Annotated in this window: 17 protein-coding genes; 5 read left to right on the forward strand and 12 right to left on the reverse strand. The window is 72.5% G+C overall.

The genetic code is table 11. The features are described 5' to 3' along the window. Positions 1–88: 88 nt before the first annotated feature. Positions 89–1,027: an ABC transporter permease gene (locus MOJ79_RS00005; protein ID WP_241922303.1), complete on the reverse strand. Its 939-nt coding sequence runs from the start codon at positions 1,025–1,027 to the stop codon at positions 89–91. A gap of 119 nt (positions 1,028–1,146) precedes the next feature. Here MOJ79_RS00005 and MOJ79_RS00010 point away from each other — a divergent pair, with 119 nt between their 5' ends. The 3 genes from MOJ79_RS00010 (at position 1,147) to MOJ79_RS00020 (ending at position 5,823) form a co-directional block, all read left to right on the forward strand. Further along, on the forward strand, positions 1,147–2,940 hold the full coding sequence (locus MOJ79_RS00010; RefSeq protein WP_241922304.1) for an ABC transporter substrate-binding protein: 1,794 nt from the start codon (positions 1,147–1,149) through the stop codon (positions 2,938–2,940). 61 nt (positions 2,941–3,001) lie between these two features. Further along, positions 3,002–3,802, forward strand: a complete 801-nt coding sequence (locus MOJ79_RS00015; protein WP_241922305.1) for a DUF3047 domain-containing protein — start codon at positions 3,002–3,004, stop codon at positions 3,800–3,802. Further along, the gene (locus MOJ79_RS00020) at positions 3,799–5,823 is read left to right on the forward strand and encodes an acetoacetate--CoA ligase (protein ID WP_241922306.1); all 2,025 of its coding nucleotides are present in this window, start codon (positions 3,799–3,801) and stop codon (positions 5,821–5,823) included. The genes MOJ79_RS00015 and MOJ79_RS00020 overlap by 4 nt, the downstream gene beginning before the upstream one ends. Here the strand turns inward: MOJ79_RS00020 and trxC are convergent, their stop codons facing one another. Beyond that, positions 5,824–6,255, reverse strand: coding sequence for a thioredoxin TrxC (gene trxC / locus MOJ79_RS00025; RefSeq protein ID WP_241922307.1), 432 nt, complete (start codon positions 6,253–6,255; stop codon positions 5,824–5,826). It lies immediately after the preceding gene. Positions 6,256–6,444: 189 nt separating this feature from the next. Here trxC and MOJ79_RS00030 point away from each other — a divergent pair, with 189 nt between their 5' ends. Continuing rightward, on the forward strand, positions 6,445–7,407 hold the full coding sequence (locus tag MOJ79_RS00030) for a 2-hydroxyacid dehydrogenase (RefSeq protein ID WP_241922308.1): 963 nt from the start codon (positions 6,445–6,447) through the stop codon (positions 7,405–7,407). A 10-nt stretch (positions 7,408–7,417) separates the two neighbouring features. Here the strand turns inward: MOJ79_RS00030 and holA are convergent, their stop codons facing one another. The 7 genes from holA to MOJ79_RS00065 form a co-directional block, all read right to left on the reverse strand. Next, positions 7,418–8,497 (reverse strand): DNA polymerase III subunit delta, encoded by a 1,080-nt coding sequence (gene holA / locus MOJ79_RS00035; protein ID WP_241922309.1) that lies wholly within the window; start codon positions 8,495–8,497, stop codon positions 7,418–7,420. A 14-nt stretch (positions 8,498–8,511) separates the two neighbouring features. Next, positions 8,512–9,012 (reverse strand): LPS-assembly lipoprotein LptE, encoded by a 501-nt coding sequence (locus MOJ79_RS00040; RefSeq protein ID WP_241922310.1) that lies wholly within the window; start codon positions 9,010–9,012, stop codon positions 8,512–8,514. Between the two features lie 3 nt (positions 9,013–9,015). After that, the gene (gene leuS / locus MOJ79_RS00045) at positions 9,016–11,670 is read right to left on the reverse strand and encodes a leucine--tRNA ligase (RefSeq protein WP_241922311.1); all 2,655 of its coding nucleotides are present in this window, start codon (positions 11,668–11,670) and stop codon (positions 9,016–9,018) included. 51 nt (positions 11,671–11,721) lie between these two features. Next, the gene (locus tag MOJ79_RS00050) at positions 11,722–12,141 is read right to left on the reverse strand and encodes an ExbD/TolR family protein (protein ID WP_119354006.1); all 420 of its coding nucleotides are present in this window, start codon (positions 12,139–12,141) and stop codon (positions 11,722–11,724) included. A gap of 88 nt (positions 12,142–12,229) precedes the next feature. Then, entirely contained in the window at positions 12,230–12,886 is a 657-nt protein-coding gene (locus MOJ79_RS00055; RefSeq protein WP_241922312.1) for a MotA/TolQ/ExbB proton channel family protein, read from the reverse strand. A 14-nt stretch (positions 12,887–12,900) separates the two neighbouring features. Then, positions 12,901–13,713: a 4-hydroxy-tetrahydrodipicolinate reductase gene (gene dapB / locus MOJ79_RS00060; RefSeq protein WP_241922313.1), complete on the reverse strand. Its 813-nt coding sequence runs from the start codon at positions 13,711–13,713 to the stop codon at positions 12,901–12,903. Continuing rightward, entirely contained in the window at positions 13,710–14,255 is a 546-nt protein-coding gene (locus tag MOJ79_RS00065; RefSeq protein ID WP_241922314.1) for an outer membrane protein assembly factor BamE, read from the reverse strand. Before MOJ79_RS00065 ends, dapB begins: the two co-directional genes overlap by 4 nt. A 90-nt stretch (positions 14,256–14,345) precedes the next feature. Between MOJ79_RS00065 and fur the strand changes: the two genes are divergently transcribed. Continuing rightward, the gene (gene fur / locus MOJ79_RS00070; protein WP_119293146.1) at positions 14,346–14,774 is read left to right on the forward strand and encodes a ferric iron uptake transcriptional regulator; all 429 of its coding nucleotides are present in this window, start codon (positions 14,346–14,348) and stop codon (positions 14,772–14,774) included. 6 nt (positions 14,775–14,780) lie between these two features. On the opposite strand, the gene hprK is transcribed toward fur, so the two are convergent. The 3 genes from hprK to hpf form a co-directional block, all read right to left on the reverse strand. Further along, complete coding sequence (hprK, locus tag MOJ79_RS00075) at positions 14,781–15,737, reverse strand: HPr(Ser) kinase/phosphatase (RefSeq protein WP_119354011.1); 957 nt, start codon at positions 15,735–15,737, stop codon at positions 14,781–14,783. A gap of 28 nt (positions 15,738–15,765) precedes the next feature. Further along, positions 15,766–16,236, reverse strand: a complete 471-nt coding sequence (gene ptsN / locus MOJ79_RS00080) for a PTS IIA-like nitrogen regulatory protein PtsN (RefSeq protein ID WP_241922315.1) — start codon at positions 16,234–16,236, stop codon at positions 15,766–15,768. 188 nt (positions 16,237–16,424) lie between these two features. Next, on the reverse strand, positions 16,425–16,763 hold the full coding sequence (hpf, locus tag MOJ79_RS00085) for a ribosome hibernation-promoting factor, HPF/YfiA family (protein WP_119354012.1): 339 nt from the start codon (positions 16,761–16,763) through the stop codon (positions 16,425–16,427). Between the last annotated feature and the right edge of the window lie 53 nt (positions 16,764–16,816).

Genomic DNA, 16,816 nt, shown 5'->3' on the forward strand with positions numbered 1-16,816 from the left:
CCTGGATCGACCGCAAACCCTACGACCCCAGCGCACACGGCGGACTTCAAATGTTGCTCAAAACAGCGGGGGGTTGACACAGGGTGTCTCACTTCAGCACCACCCGCGGGTCGGCGAGCTTGTAGAGCAGGTCGGCGACGAGGTTGATCGCCATCGTCAGCACCGCGACGTAGACCGTCACCGCCTGGATCACCGGGTAGTCGCTGCGGTTGACCGCGAGCAGCACCTCGCGCCCGAGGCCGGGGATCGAGAAGAAGACCTCGATCAGGAACGAGCCGACGAAGATGCCCGGCAGCGCGAGCGCGACATTGGTCAGGATCGGGATCAGCGCGTTGCGCAGCACGTGCTTGAGCAGCACGGTGCGCTCGGCCAGCCCCTTGGCGCGCGCGGTGCGCACGTAGTCCTGCCCGATCTCGTCGAGGAAGAAGCTGCGGTACAGCCGCGTCTGCGGCGCCAGCCCGACGGCCACCGCGAGCAGCACCGGCAGCGGCGCGTAGACCGTCAGGTTGGTCCACAGGCTGTCGCTCCAGCCCTGCACCGGGAACCAGCCGAGCCGAAAGCCGAACAGGTACTGGCCGACGATGACGTAGACGAGGAAGCTGATCGACAGCGCGACGGTGGTGGCCACCATCACGGCGCGGTCGGTCAGCGAGCCGCGCAGCACCGCGACGCCGAGCGCGATCGGGATCGCCAGCAGCGTGTCGAGCACGAGGATCGGCAGCATCACCGTCAGCGTCGCCGGCAGCCGGGTGGCGAACAGCTGCGCCACCGGCTCGTGGGTGGCCCAGCTCGTGCCCCAGTCGAAGGTCGCGACCTGCTTGAGGAACAAGCCGAGCTGCACCCACCACGGCCGGTCCAGGCCGAGCTGCGCGCGGATCGCGGCGACCTGCTCCTCGCTCGCGTTCAGGCCGCCGAGGATCTCGGCCGGGTCGCCGCCGAAGACCTTGAACAGCGCGAACACCAGCACGACGACACCGGCCAGCGTCGGCACCGTCTGCCACAGGCGGCGGATCAGGTAGGCGGCCATCGGCGTCGCGCGTCGCGGCAGGTGGGAACGACGCGCGAGTGTAGGCGCGCCGCTAGACTGCACGCGCAGTGCGAACGGCAGGACGGGCAGTGGCGGCACGGGCGGCGAAGCGGTGGCTGGTGGCGGCGGCCTCGGCGCTGGCCGTCGCGTGCGCGTTCGCGCAGGCCGGCGCGCCCGCGCCCAAGGTGCTGCGCTACGCGTTTCCGGTGGCCGAGACGAGTTTCGACCCGGCGCAGATCACCGACCTGTACTCGCGCACGGTCGCCGCCGGCATCTTCGACGCCCCGCTCGAGTTCGAATTCCTCGCCAGCCCGGCGCGGCTGCGGCCGAACACGCTGGCCGCGATGCCCGAGGTCTCGGACGACTTCCGCACCTTCACGTTCCGCGTGCGGCCCGGCATCCACTTCGCCGACGACCCGGCCTTCGGCGGCCGGCCGCGCGAGCTGACGGCGCACGACTACGTCTACTCGCTCAAGCGCCACTACGACCCGCGCTGGAAGAGCGGCAACCTGTACCTGCTCGAGAACGACAAGATCCTCGGCCTGTCCGAGCTGCGCCGCGAAGCGATCGAGAAGAAGCAGCCGTTCGACTACGACCGCGAGGTCGAGGGGCTGCGCGCACTGGACCGCTACACGTTCCAGATCCGCCTGGCCGAGCCCAAGCCACGGTTCCTCTACCACTTCACCGACGGCTCGTTCACCGGCGCGCTGGCGCGCGAGGTCGTCGAGCGCTACGGCGACCGCATCGGCGAGCACCCGGTGGGCACCGGGCCGTTTCGCCTCGCGCAGTGGCGGCGCTCGTCGCTGATCGTGCTCGAGCGCAACCCGAACTACCGCGAGGTGCGCTACGACGAGCACCCGCCGCCCGACGACGCGCGGCTGGTCGCGATCGCCGCGCAGCTCAAGGGCCGCCGGCTGCCGATGGTCGACCGCGTCGAGATCGCCATCATCGAGGAGGCGCAGCCGCGCTGGCTGTCGTTCCTCGGCGGCGAGCAGGACATCCAGGAGCTCGTGCCGCCCGAGTTCGCCGACGTCGCGCTGCCGAACAACCGGCTCGCGCCACACCTCGCGCAGCGCGGCATCACGATGCTGCGCTACCCGCGCGCCGACGTCGCGCTGACCTACTTCGCGATGGAGCACCCGCTGGTGGGCGGCTATGCGCCGCACCAGGTCGCGCTGCGCCGCGCGATCGCGCTGGCGGTCGACGTCGAGCGCGAGATCCGCCTCGTGCGCCGCGGGCAGGCGATCCCGGCGCAGTCGGTCATCGCGCCGCAGACCTGGGGCTACGACCCCGACTTCCGCTCCGAGATGGGCGAGCACAGCGTCGCGCGCGCGAAGGCGCTGCTCGACCTGTACGGCTGGGTCGACCGCGACGGCGACGGCTGGCGCGACCAGCCCGACGGCCGCCCGCTGGTCCTCGAGTACGCCACCAGCCCCGACCAGACCGCGCGCGCGCTGGCCGAGCTGTGGCGCAAGCACATGCACGCGATCGGCGTGCGCATCGAGTTCAGGGTCGCCAAGTGGCCCGAGCAGCTCAAGGCCAGCCGCGCCGGGCAGCTGATGATGTGGGGGGTGGGCTGGAGCGCCGGTGCGCCCGACGGCGACACCTTCCTCGCGCTGGGCTACGGGCCGAACCGCGGCCAGGCCAACCACGCGCGCTTCGACCTGCCCGCGTTCAACGCGCTGTACGAGCGCCAGCGCGCGCTGCCCGACGGGCCCGAGCGGCTCGCGCTGATGACCGAGGCGAAGAAGCTGCTCGTGGCCTACATGCCGTACAAGATCCACGTGCACCGCATCGGCACCGACCTCGCGCACCCGTGGGTGATCGGCTACCACCGCCACCTGTTCGTGCGCGACTTCTGGAAGTACGTCGACGTCGACCCGGCCGAGCGCGCACGGCGGCGCGGGCGCTGACGTGCGCACCGCGGGTGCGTCCCGAGGCGGCCGTCACGAACGCCGGCTAAGCTCGCGCGCCATGTCCACACCCCGCTCGCGTCCCGCGTCGTTCGCGGCCGCCGCCGCGCTGGCCGCAGCGTTGGCGCTGGCCGGCTGCGCCAGCGTCGACCGCCCCGCGCCGCTGGCCGACGTCACGCCGTTCTCGGCCCAGCGCCCCGGTGGCGACGGCGCGTCGCCGTGGCAGCCGTGGATCATCGGCCCGGCCAAGACGCCGACGCAGTACGAATTCGTTGTCGATGCCGCGTCGCAGCGCGTCGTGCTGCAGGCGCTGGCCACGCGCGCGGCATCGGGGCTCAGGCAGCGGCTCGACGTCGATCCGGCGCAGCGCCCCGTCGTCGCATGGGAGTGGCGGCTCGCACACCCCAACCCGGTGGCCAACCTCGCCGACCGCCACCACGACGACTCGCCGGCGCGCGTGCTGCTGTTCTTCGACGGCGACGCTGCGACGCTGCCGCTGCGCGAGCGGCTGCTGATGGACAAGGCCGCACTGCTGACCGGGCAGGCGGTGCCGTTCGCGACGCTGGTCTACGCGTGGGACAACCGGCTGCCCGAGGGCAGCGTCGTGCCGCACGCGGTGACGGCGCAGGTCAAGACCGTCGTCGTCGCCCGCGGCGCCGACGCGGCGGGTCGCTGGCAGCGCTTCGAGCGCGACTACGTCGCCGACTACCGGCGCGCGTTCGGCGCCGAGCCGGGGCGGCTGATCGGCGTGGGCGTGCTCACCGACAGCGACAACACGAAGTCCGACGCGCTCGCGTGGTACGGCGACATCCGCCTGCTGCCCGCGCGCGCGACGGCATCGGCGGCGGGGAGTCCGCGATGAGCCCCGAGCCGCGCATCCTCGGCTACCTGCGCTGGCTGCGCGCACAGCGCGGGCTCGACTTCACGGTCGGCGACGAGGCCAGCTACGACGCGCTGTGGCGCTGGTCGACGGGCGACCTCGACGCGTTCTGGCGCTCGATCTGGGACCACTTCGACCTGCGCTCGCCGACGCCGGTGACCACCGTGCTCGCCGACGCGCGCATGCCGGGCGCGCGCTGGTTCCCCGGCGTGCAGGTCAACTATGCGCAGCAGGTGATGCGCCACGCCGACGCGGCGCACGCCGCCGGCCACCCGGCGATCGTGCACGCCGACGAGGCGATGCTCGCGCGCGGCGAGCTCGGCGAGGTGTCGTGGCCCGAGCTGCGCCGGCAGGTCGCGTCGCTGGCGGCGCGGCTGCGCGCGATGGGCGTCGCGCCGGGCGACCGCGTCGTCGCGGTGCTGCCGAACACGCCGCAGACGGTCGTCGCGTTCCTCGCGTGCGCGAGCGTCGGCGCGGTGTGGTCGGTCTGTTCGCCCGACATGGGGCCGGTGGCGGTGCTCGACCGCTTCCGGCAGATCGAGCCGAAAGTGCTGATCGCCTGCGACGGCTACGTGTTCGGCGGCGTCGCACACGACCGCCGGCCGCTGCTGCACCAGCTGCTCGCCGAACTGCCGACACTCACCGACGTCGTCGTCTGGCCGCGGCTCGACGCCGGCACCGACGCGCAGGCCTTCGCCGGCGCGCGGCGCCGTGCCCACGAGTGGGGCACGCTCGTGGCCGACGACGTGGCTTTCGAGCCCGCGTGGCTGCCGTTCGACCACCCGCTGTGGATCGTCTACTCGAGCGGCACGACGGGGCTGCCGAAGGCCATCGTGCACGGGCACGGCGGCGTGATGCTCGAGGCGCTCAAGCTCGGCGTGCTGCACAACGACGTCGGCGCGAGCGTCGACACCGGCGATCGCTTCCACTGGTACAGCTCGACCGGCTGGATCATGTGGAACTGCCAGGTCGGCGGCCTGCTCGGCGGCACGACGATCTGCCTGTTCGACGGCAGCCCCGCCGGTCCGCACGGCGCGCCCGACTGGACGACGCTGTGGCGCTTCGCCGGCCTCGCCGGCGCGACGTTCTTCGGCGCCGGTGCGGCGTTCTATGCGTCGTGCCTGAAGGCCGACGTGAAGCCGCAGCACGCGGCAGCCCTTTCGCGGCTGCGCGCCGTGGGCTCGACCGGCTCGCCGCTGGCGGTCGAGGGCTACCGCTGGATCTGGGAGCGGCTGCCGCGCGTCGACGGCGAGCGCATCTGGCTGACGTCGATCTCGGGCGGCACCGACTTCGCCGGCGCCTTCATCGCCGGGCTGCGCACGCTGCCGGTGGTCGAGGGCGAGATGCAGTGCCGCTGCCTCGGCGCCGCGGTCGAGGCCTGGGACGAGCAGGGACGCGCGCTCGTCGACGAAGTCGGCGAGCTGGTGTGCACGAAGCCGATGCCGTCGATGCCGCTGTATCTGTGGAACGACCCGGACGGTACCCGGTTGCACGACAGCTACTTCGACGTCTACCCCGGCGTGTGGCGGCACGGCGACTGGATCCGCATCACGCCGCGCGGCGGCGCGATCATCTACGGCCGCAGCGACGCGACGATCAACCGCCACGGCATCCGCATGGGCACCGCCGAGCTGTACCGCGCGGTCGAGGCGCTGCCCGAAGTGCTCGACAGCCTCGTCGTCGACCTCGAGTACCTCGGCCGCGAGAGCTACATGCCGCTGTTCGTCGTGCTGCGCGACGGCGTCGTGCTCGACGCCGCGCTGGAAAAGCGCATCCGCGACGAGATCCGGACCGCGCTGTCGCCGCGCCACGTGCCCAGCGAGATCGTGCAGGTCAAGGCGATCCCGCGGACCCTCTCGGGCAAGAAGATGGAGCTGCCGGTCAAGAAGCTGCTGCTCGGCGCCGACCCGGCAAAGGTGATGAACCGCGACGCGATGGCCAACGCCGACTGCGTCGACTGGTACGTTGAGTTCGCGCGCCGGCGCGCCGCCGGCGCCGGCTGATCAGCGCTGCGCCAGCGCGACGATCGCCGACGCGGGCACCGCGCCCGACTGGCGCGCGACTTCGCGCCCGCCCTGCAGCTTGACCAGCGTCGGGATGCTGCGGATGCCGAAGCGCCCCGCGGTGCGCTGCGCCTCGTCGCTGTTGACCTTGACGAGCACGGCGCGCCCCTTGAGCTGGCGTGCGGCCTGCTCGAACTGCGGCGCCATCATCCGGCACGGGCCGCACCACGGCGCCCAGAAGTCGACCAGCACCGGCAGGTCGGTGGCCTTGACGAAGGCGTCGAAGTTGCGGTCGTCGAGCTCGACCGGGTGGCCGTCGAGCAGCGCGTGGCCGCACTTGCCGCACACCGGGTCGTCGGCCAGGCGTGCGGTGGGGATGCGGTTGGTCGCGCCGCAGCGGGCGCAGGCGACGTGGGCGGTGGGCTGGTCCATGGGCTCAAGATGGCGCCACGCGCGCCGAATCCAAGGGTCCCCGCACCCCGCGCGACTGTCACGGTTTGTGGCTGGCGCGCGGTGGCGGATCGGCTCGCGCGCGCCGGCCGTGCAATTGCCGCCGGGCTGACCGACCTCGCCGAAGTGCTCGCCGCGAGCAACCCGTAGCCGCTGCGCTAGGCTCGCGGCATGGACGTCGTGCTCGCCGGTGATCTCGACGCCGCCGAACGGCGGCGCTGGCACGCCGCACTCGCGCCGGCGCTGGCCGCGAGGTGCCCGGGCGTGCGGCTGTGGGACGAGCACGACGCGTTCGACCCGGCGGCGATCGAGGCCGCCGTCGTCGCGAACCCGGCGCCGGGCACGCTCGCCGCGTGGCCGAACCTGAAACTCGTGCATTCGCTGTGGGCCGGCGTCGACCGGCTGCTCGCCGACGCGACGCTGCCGGCGCGCGTGCCGCTCGTGCGCATGGTCGACCCGGCGATGAACGACGCGATGGCGCAGACCGTGCTGTGGGCCGTGCTCGCGCTGCACCGCGGCTTCTTCGCCTATGCGCGCCGCCAGCGCGAGCGTCAGTGGCAGGTGCACGCGCAGCGCCGCGCCGACGAGGTCACGGTGACGCTGCTCGGGCTCGGGCAGATGGGTCTGGCCGCGGCGCGGCGGCTGGTGCCGCTGGGCTACCGCGTGCAGGCGTGGACGCTGCATGCGCACCCTGCGGCCGGCGACGGCATCGTGCGCGCAGCCGGCCGCGACGCGCTCGAGCCGCTGCTGCGCACGAGCGACGTCGTCGTCAACCTGCTGCCGCTGACGCCGGCCACGCGCGGGCTGATCGACGCGCGCTTCCTCGCCGCGCTGCCGCCGGGCGCCGGGCTCGTCAACGTCGCGCGCGGCGCACACGTCGTCGACGCCGACCTGCTCGCCGCGCTCGACAGCGGGCACCTGCGCGACGCCGTGCTCGACGTGTTCGCGACCGAGCCGCTGCCGCCCGGGCACCCGTACTGGACGCACCCGCGCGTGACGCTGCTGCCGCACGCGGCCGCGCTGACCGACGAGCGCAGCGCCGCAGACGTCGTCGCCGCCAACCTCGCCGCGTGGCGCGCCGGATGTGCGCCACAGGCGCTGCCGGGCTGGGTCGACCGCGCGCGCGGCTACTGAGGCGGGCGGCTCACGCGTCGAGCGCCAGCGCCGGCGCGCCCGCCGGCCGCAAGGCCTGCACCGTCAGCAGCACGAGCCGGCGCAGCGCGTCCCACGCGTCGAGCGGCCAGCCCGGGTGGCGCAGCCCCTTGACGATGCCGTCGCACACGCTCGCGGCGTCGACGAGGCGCGCGAGCGTGGCCTCGCCGAGCTGCGGCAGCACGCGCTCGAACAGGCGCTCCTTGGGGCCCCACACGCGCGCCTCGCGCAGCGCGACCGGCAGCGGGCGGCCGGCGGAGAGCGCGCGCTTGACCTGCTGCAGCGCGAGCAGGTCGGACGCCAGCGTCCAGTGCACGAGCACCGGCGCCTCGCCCTCGGCGCGCAGGCCGTCGAGCATCTGCAGCGCGCGGCCGACCTGGCCGGCGAGCACCGCGTCGCCGAGCTTGAAGACGTCGTAGCGCGCGACGTTGAGCACCGCGCGCTCGACCTGTTCGAAGCCGAGCACGCCCGGCGGGTACAGCAGCGCGAGCTTGCCCAGCTCCTGCTGCGCAGCGAGCAGGTGGCCCTCGACGCGGTCGGCGAAGAACGCGAGCGTGCGCTCGCCCTCGTCGCCGTCGGCGACGCGCTGGCCCTGTGCGGCCAGCCGCTGCGCGAGCCAGCGCGGCAGCTCGCGCCGCTCGACCGGGTCGACGCGCACCGTGACGCCGGCGGCATCGAGCGCGGCGAACCAGCCGCTCTTCAGTTGCTGGCCGTCCAGCCGCGGCAGCTGCACCAGCGTCAGCACGTCGTCGGGCAGCGCGTCGCAGTAGCGCTGCAGCGCCTCCGATCCCTCCTTGCCCGGCTTGCCGGATGGGATGCGGATCTCGATCAGGCGCCGCTCGGCGAACAGGCTCATCGCCTGCGCCGCGCCGAGCACGGCGCTCCAGTCGAAGTGCGCGCCGCCGACGGTGAACACCTGCCGCTCGCCGTAGCCGGCCGCGCGCGCAGCGGCGCGGATCGCATCGGCGGCCTCCTGCGCGAGCAGCGGCTCGTCGCCGTGCACCGTGTACAGCGGCTTCAGGCCGCGCGCGTCGCGCAGGTGCGCAGCGAGCTGCTCGGGGCGCAGTTGCATCCGGGCGCTCGCGGTCACAGCGGCGGCGTGGCCGCCAGCCGGCGCAGCACCTGCATCGCGATGTCGGCTTCCATCGCGCGCCACAGCGTCTGCTCTTCGTCGGCCTTGCCGAGCGCGAGCGTCTCGCTGTAGCTCATGTCGCGGCGCAGCTCGACCGTCGCCGGCGGCAGCAGCGGCTTGCCGCCGCGTGTGCTCAGCCGGTAGGTCAGCGTCGACACCAGCGTGACTTCGCGCACCTGGCCGGCCGCGGTGCTCGCCGCGACGCTGCGCCGGCGCTGGTCGGCCAGCGCCTCGAGCACGACGTCGGCGTCGCGCGGGTCGTCGACGACGGTGACGTCGTCGGGCAGCGCGCGGCGCAGTTCGTCGGCGGTCGTCGTGCGGTCGGAGAAGCCGACCAGCGCCATGCGCCGAAACGGCAGTGCCGGCGCGCGGCGCAGCTCGAAGCCGCAGCCGGGCAGCGCCGCCGACGCCGCCATGGCCGCGAAGGCGTGCAGACCGTCGCGCCGCGTCGGCATGCCTCAGACGACGACGTTGACGAGCCGGCCCGGCACGACGACGACCTTCTTCGGCGCACGCCCCTCGGCGAAGCGCGCGAACTCGGGGCTCGCGACCGCGGCGGCCTCGATCGCGGCGCGGTCGGCCTGCGCCGGCACGCGGATCGCGCCGCGGTGCTTGCCGTTGACCTGCAGCACGAGCTCGACCTCGTCGAGCGTCAGCGCCGCGTCGTCGACCTGCGGCCACGGCGCGTCGATCAGGTCGCCGAGGCGCGCAGCGTAGCCGAGCTCGACCCACAGCGCGTGCGTGACGTGCGGGCACGCCGGGTACAGCGCGCGCAGCAGCACCGACGTGGCCTCGCACAGCACGGCGGTGTCGCCGTCGCTGCCGTCGGGCGCGAAGCCCTCGAGCGCGTTGAGCAGCTTCATGCAGCCCGAGACGACGGTGTTGTACTGCAGCCGCTCGTAGTCGTAGCTGACCTGGCGCAGCACGAGGTGCACCTCGCGCCGCAGCGCCTTGGCCTCGGCGCGCAGCGCCGCGGCGCTGAAGTCGCCCGCGGCCGCGCGCCGGATCGCCGCCGCGTGGCGCACGCCGAACGCCCACAGCCGCTTCAGGAAACGGTGCGCGCCCTCGACGCCGGCGTCGTTCCACTCGAGCGTCTGCTCGGGGGGGCTCGCGAACATCACGAACAGGCGCGCGGTGTCGGCGCCGTAGCGGTCGATCAGCTCCTGCGGGTCGACGCCGTTGTTCTTCGACTTCGACATCGTGCCCACGCCCTCGTAGTCGACCGGCGAGCCGTCGCTCTTGAGGCGTGCGCCGACGATCTTGCCGGCGTCGTCGTAGACGTTCTCGACCTCGTGCGGCCAGAAGTACTCGATGCCGCCCTTGTCGCCGCGGCGCGAGTAGATGTGGTTGAGCACCATGCCCTGCGTGAGCAGGCGCGTGAACGGCTCGTCGATCTGCACGAGGCCGAGGTCGCGCATGACCTTGGTCCAGAAGCGCGCGTACAGCAGGTGCAGGATCGCGTGCTCGATGCCGCCGATGTACTGGTCCATCGGCATCCAGTGGCGCGTGCCCTCGCCGACCATCGCGTGCTCGTTCGTCGGGTCGCAGTAGCGCATGAAGTACCACGACGAGTCGACGAAGGTGTCCATCGTGTCGGTCTCGCGCCGCGCGGGCTGGCCGCAGGTCGGGCACGCGACGTTCAGGAACGACGCGCACCGGGCCAGCGGGTTGCCGCTGCCGTCGGGGATCAGGTCCTCGGGCAGCACGACGGGCAGGTCCTTCTCGGGCACCGGCACGACGCCGCAGGCGTCGCAGTGGATGATCGGGATCGGCGTGCCCCAGTAGCGCTGGCGGCTGATGCCCCAGTCGCGCAGGCGCCAGGTGACCTTCTTCTCGCCCAGCCCCTTGGCGGCGAGCAGCGCGGCAACCTTGTCGACGGCGGCCTTGTGGTCGAGCCCGTCGAGCACCCCCGAGTGGACGCAGCGCCCGCGTGCCTTGTCGGCATACCACTCGGCCCAGGCGTCGGTCGAGAACGTCTGCCCCTCGACAGCGATGACCTGCTTGATCGGCAGGCCGTACTTCTTCGCGAACGCGAAGTCGCGCTCGTCGTGCGCCGGCACGCCCATCACGGCGCCGTCGCCGTAGCCCATCAGCACGTAGTTGCCGACCCACAGCGGCACCGCCTCGCCGGTCAGCGGGTGCGTCACCGTGAGCCCGGTCGGCAGGCCGGCCTTGTCTTTCGTCGCCAGCTCGGCCTCGGTCGTGCCGCCCTTCTTGCACTCGTCGATGAACGCGGCGAGCGCCGGGTCGGTCTGGGCCGCGTGCGCGGCCAGCGGGTGCTCGGGCGCCACCGCGCAGAACGTGACGCCCATGATCGTGTCGGCGCGCGTCGTGAACACGTACAGCCGCCCGCCGCCGATCGGCTGCCCGTCGTCGCCGCGGATGTCGTGCAGGAACGCGAAGCGCACGCCCTCGCTCTTGCCGATCCAGTGCTCCTGCATCAGCCGCACGCGCTCGGGCCAGCCGGCGAGGAAGTTCTTGTCGGCCGGGTCGGCGACGGCGGCGAGCAGTTCCTCGGCGTAGTCGGTGATCTTCAGGTAGTAGCCGGGGATCTCGCGCTTCTCGACCGGTGCACCCGAGCGCCAGCCGCGCCCGTCGATGACCTGCTCGTTGGCGAGCACGGTCTGGTCGACCGGGTCCCAGTTGACGACCTGCGTGCGCCGCTCGGCGATGCCCTTGTCGAGCATCTTCAGGAACAGCCACTGGTTCCACTTGTAGTAGTCGGGCCTGCACGTCGTGACCTCGCGCGACCAGTCGATGGCCAGCCCCATCGCCTGCATCTGGCCCTTCATGTGCGCGATGTTCGAGTACGTCCACTCGGCCGGCGGCACCTTGTTCTTCATCGCCGCGTTCTCGGCCGGCAGGCCGAAGGCGTCCCAGCCCATCGGCATCAGCACGTTGTAGCCGCGCATGCGCAGCTGGCGCGCGAGCATGTCGTTGATCGTGTAGTTGCGCACGTGCCCCATGTGCAGCTTGCCGCTGGGGTACGGCAGCATCGAGCAGGCGTAGTACTTCGGCTTGCCGGCGTCTTCGCGCACGCGGTACGCATCGCGCTCGGCCCAGTGGCGCTGCGCCGCGGCTTCGACCTCGGCGGGGACGTATTTCTCGTTCATGCGCGGGATTGTAGGGAGCGCCCTGCGCCGGGCGCGGTCGCCGGCGCGCGCTCAGCGCGCGGCCGGTGCCTCGGTGACGAAGCCCACGCGGCTCAGCCCTGCGCGCTGCACGAGGTCGATCAGCTCGGCCACGCGGCCGTAGGGCACCGCGCGGTCGGCGCGCAGCTGCACCTCGGTGCGCGGGTTGCGTCGCGCGGTCTCGGCGAGCCGCGCGGCGAGCTGCTCGGCGTCGATCGCGGCGTCGCCGAGGAACAGCGTGCCGTCGCGGTCGATCGCGACGCTGACGAACTCGGGGACGTCGGCGACGCCGCCCTCGGCCTGCGGCAGGTCCAGCCGCAGCGCCGGCGCGATCAGCGGCGCCGTGATGATGAAGATCACGAGCAGCACGAGCATGACGTCGATCAGCGGCGTCATGTTGATGTCGCTCATCGGGCGGCCGCTCGTCTCGCGGCCCAGGCGGCCGAAGCTCATGTCGCGCTCACGACGGCGCCCGGCACCGGGCCGTGCCCCGCCCCCGCCTCGGGCGGCGGCGCAGCGACGGCGTCGCAGGCGGGAGGCCTCATCGCCCTTGCGCCGCGTCGATCGTCATCTCGCGCAGGTCGTGCGCGAAACCCTCGAGCTCGGCCTCGCTGGCCGCGACCCACTTGCCGTAGACGTTGTAGGCGAGCACCGCCGGGATCGCGACCGCGAGGCCGGCGGCAGTCATCACGAGCGCCTCGCCGACCGGCCCCGCGACCTTGTCGATCGTCACCGCGCCGGCCGCGGCGATCGCCAGCAGCGCGTGGTAGATGCCCCAGACGGTGCCGAACAGCCCGACGAACGGCGCGGTGGCACCGACCGACGCGAGCACGACCTGCCCGTACTGCAGGTGCGCCACTGCGCGGTGCAGAGCGCCGCGCAGCCGTCGCGTGAGCTGCGAGTCCAGGTGCGCGCGCGTCTCGAGCGAGCCGCCGGCCGGCGCCTGCTGCGCGGCATCGACCAGCGGCAGCAGCACCTGTTCGCGGTCGATCGCGGCCAGCCGCTCGCGTGCCGCCTCGACGCTCGGTGCGGCCCAGAACGCGGCCACACCGCGCGCGAGATCGTGCCGCACGCGGCGCAGCACCCAGCCCTTCCAGAAGATCAGCATCCACGTCGCGACCGACATCGCGAGCAGCAGCAGCGCAACGGCGCGGCCGACGGCGTCGCTCTGGTCCCAGAACGGGGCGAAACCGGCCATGCGCGCGGCGGAACTCAGGCCAGCCCGAGCACGGCGTCCATGCCGTACAGGCCGCTCGGCTTGTCGGCGAGGAAGCGCGCCGCGCGCAGGCTGCCCTGCGCGTAGGTGGCGCGGCTCGCGCTCTTGTGCGTGATCTCGATGCGCTCGCCGGTGCCGGCGAACAGCACGGTGTGGTCGCCGACGATGTCGCCGCCGCGGATCGTCGCGAAGCCGATCGTCGACGGGTCGCGCTCGCCGGTGACGCCTTCGCGCCCGTAGACCGCGCAGGCCTTGAGGTCGCGGCCGAGCGCGCGCGCGACGACCTCGCCCATCGCCAGCGCGGTGCCGCTGGGTGCATCGACCTTGTGACGGTGGTGCGCCTCGATGATCTCGATGTCGTAGCCCTCGGCGAGCGCACGCGCGGCGGTGTCGAGCAGCTTGAGCACGACGTTGACGCCGACGCTCATGTTGGGCGCCATCACGATCGCGACGTCGCGCGCCGCCTCGGCGATCTGCGCCTTCTGTGCGTCGGTGAAGCCGGTGGTGCCGATCACCGCCTTGACGCCGAGCTCGCGGCACAGCGCCAGGTGCGCGAGCGTGCCTTCGGGGCGCGTGAAGTCGATCATGACGTCGGCGCCGGCCAGCGCGGCGCGCACGTCGTCGGTGACGACGACGCCCGTCGTGCGGCCGAGGAAGGCGCCGGCGTCCTGGCCGACGACGGCGCTGCCGGCGCGGTCGAACACACCGGCGAGCGTGCAGTCGGCCGACTGCAGCACCGCCTCGACGAGCATGCGGCCCATGCGCCCCGAGGCGCCGGCGATGGCCACGCGCAGCACCGGCGGTGTCATCGCGGCTCCAGCGGCGGGTAGCTGCGCGCCGGCCCCTGCGGCTCGGTGCCGGTCGCGGCCGCGGGCCGCGTCGTCGCCGGCAGCTTTGCGATCTCTTCGTCGCTGAGCTGCAGCCGCGGCACCGGCGCCGGCCGCACGTTGCTGATCGTCGCGACGAACTCGCGTTCGCTCGGCAGCTCGGGCACCTCGGCGCGCTCGAAGCGGTCGCCCTTGAACCAGACGACGATGCTGCGCCGCTGCGGCTCGGCGCCCTGGCGGCGGATCGTGAACACGTAGTCCCAGCGGTCGGCGTGGAACACGCTGGCCAGCAGCGGCGAGCCGAGCACGGCGGCGACCTGCTCGCGCGTCATGCCCGGGCGCAGCCGCTCGACCTGCTCGCGCGTGACGACGTTGCCCTGCACGATCTCCATGCGGTACGGCGTGACGAGGCCGAACAGGCGGTCCTGCGGGGCGCTCGTCGAGCACGCCCCCAGCGTCACGGCAGTGCTCAGCAGCAGTGCGCGCGCGAGCGGCGACAGCAAAGAGGGGGCAGGGAGGCTCATCGGAAGGCGCGCGCTCGGCAAGGTCAAGGCGCGTCGTTATGATCAGAAATTCTAGCGGCGCGCAGCGCCGGACCGCCCCGACCCCGTGCGATGACCCACGTCGAAGAACTCAAGAGCAGCGGCCTGAAGGCCACGCTGCCGCGCATCAAGATCCTCGAGGTCTTCCAGCGCAGCAGCCAGCGCCACATGACCGCCGAAGACGTGTTCAAGGCGCTGCTGGCCGACGGCTCCGACATCGGGCTGGCCACCGTGTACCGCGTGCTGATGCAGTTCGAGCAGGCCGGGCTGCTGACGCGCAGCCACTTCGAAAGCGGCAAATCGGTGTTCGAACTCAACGAAGGCCAGCACCACGACCACCTCGTGTGCCTGACCTGCGGGCGCGTCGAGGAGTTCTTCGACGCCGAGATCGAGGCGCGCCAGCGCGCGGTCGCCGAGACGCGCGGCTTCGCGCTGCGCGAGCACACGCTGGCGCTGTACGCCGAGTGCACCAAGGCCGCGTGCCCGCACCGGCCGAAGTAGCCGCACTCAGTCGGTGCCGCCTTGCTCCATTGCGCGCTGGTGGCGTGCGATGAACTCCTGGTAGGTGTCGATACCGCGCAGCTGCAGCACCGTGTTGCGCACCGCGGCCTCGACGAGCACCGCGAGGTTGCGCCCGGCGTCGACCGCGATGACGACCTTGCGCACCGGCACGCCGAGCACATCCTCGTACATTGGCTCGTAGGGCAGGCGCTCGAAGTCGCGCTCGAGCGTCTCCTTGCGCACGAGGTGCACGATCAGCTTCAGCCGCATCTTGCGCCGCACCGCGGTCTCGCCGAAGATGGCTTTGATGTCGAGCAGGCCGATGCCGCGCACCTCGAGCAGGTTCATCAGCAGCTCGGGGCAGCGGCCGTCGATCGCGGTCTGCGAGACGCGGTACAGGTCGACGGCGTCGTCGGCCACCAGGCCGTGGCCGCGCGAGATCAGCTCCAGCCCGAGCTCGCTCTTGCCCAGGCCCGATTCGCCGGTCAGCAGCACGCCCAGCCCGAGGATGTCCATGAACACGCCGTGGCGCGTCGTGCGCTCGGCGAAGCGCTGCGACAGCGAGGCGCGCAGCACGTCGATCACGTGCCCCGCGGGTTCGTGCGTGACGAACAGCGGGATGTCGGCGCGGTCGCACAGCGCAACCAGCCGGTCGGGCGGCACCTGCGCGTCGGCGACGATCAGCACCGGTGGCTCGAGCGTGACGATGCGCGCGATGCGTCGTTCCTGCACCTCGGGCGCGGCGTCGTTCAGGTACGCGACCTCGCGCCGGCCGACGATCTGCACCCGGTACGGGTGGATGTAATTCAGGTAGCCGATCAGATCGGCGGCCGAGCCGGCTTCGCGGATCGCCGCCTCGTCGAAGCGGCGGTCGGGGCGGGCGTGGCCGGCGATCCACTCCCAGCGCAGCGTCGCGCGGTGCTCCTCGAACAGCGCCTCCGCGCTGAGCGTGGTCGGCTTCATGCGCAAAGCGGCATCGCGCCGCGCGGCATCAGGCCACCGATTTGAGCGGCTCCCAGTTCGAGATCAGCCGGTGCAGCGTCTCGGCCTCGGGCTCCGTCTTCAGCCGTTCGCGCAGCTCGCGGTCGCTGAGCATCTCGGCGATCTCGGACAGGATCTCGAGGTGGCGCTGCGTCGCGGCCTCGGGCACGAGCAGGAAGATCAGCAGCGTGACCGGCTCGTCGTCCGGCGCGTCGAACGGAATCGGGTGCTGCACCCGCAGCACCGCGGCCAGCGGGTTCTTCAGCCCCTTGATGCGCCCGTGCGGGATCGCCACGCCGTGACCGAGCCCGGTGGAGCCGAGGCGTTCGCGCGCGAACAGGTTGTCGGTCACGGTCGCGCGGGCGATCGCGTGCTGGTTCTCGAACAGCAGGCCCGCCTGCTCGAACACGCGCTTCTTGCTGGTGGCGTCCACGTTCACCAGCACGTTGCTGGCGGGCAGGATGGCGGCGAGACGGTTCATGTCGGGGGCGCCGGTTGGCGGCCGCTGGGCGGCGCAGACCCGGCCGGTGTGACAGAGCGTTGCATTCTAGGCACCGCCGCCGGCCGGTGCCACCGACGTCAAGGCGCCATTCGTCAGGTGTTGCACGGATGCTGCGCCGCAACAAGCCCCCGGGCCGCCGCCCGCCGCAGGCGCGCGCCCACTTCGGCTCAAAGGTTTGCGTCCAGACGCTTCGCCGGCACGTGATGGTGATCCTGCGTCTTGTCCTTGTGGCGCACGATCTGGCGGTCGAGCTTGTCCATCAGCTGGTCGATCGCGGCATACAAGTCTTCGTGCGAGTGCTCGACGAAGATGTCGCGACCCTTGACGTGCACCGTCACCTCGGCCTTCTGGCGGCGCTCCTTCTCCTTGAGCTTCTCGACGGTCAGCAGTACGTTGACGTCGACCACCTGGTCGAAATGGCGGGTCACGCGGTCGAGCTTGGTGACGACGTACTCGCGCAGGGCCGGTGTCACTTCGAGGTGGTGTCCGCTGATCGTCAGATTCATGAGGTCGCTCCTTTCGGGTGGGGCGGGACACACCGCCGGGCGCCTCGCGCCGA

Source organism: Calidifontimicrobium sp. SYSU G02091 (assembly GCF_022631395.1).
Lineage (GTDB): Bacteria > Pseudomonadota > Gammaproteobacteria > Burkholderiales > Burkholderiaceae_C > Calidifontimicrobium > Calidifontimicrobium sediminis.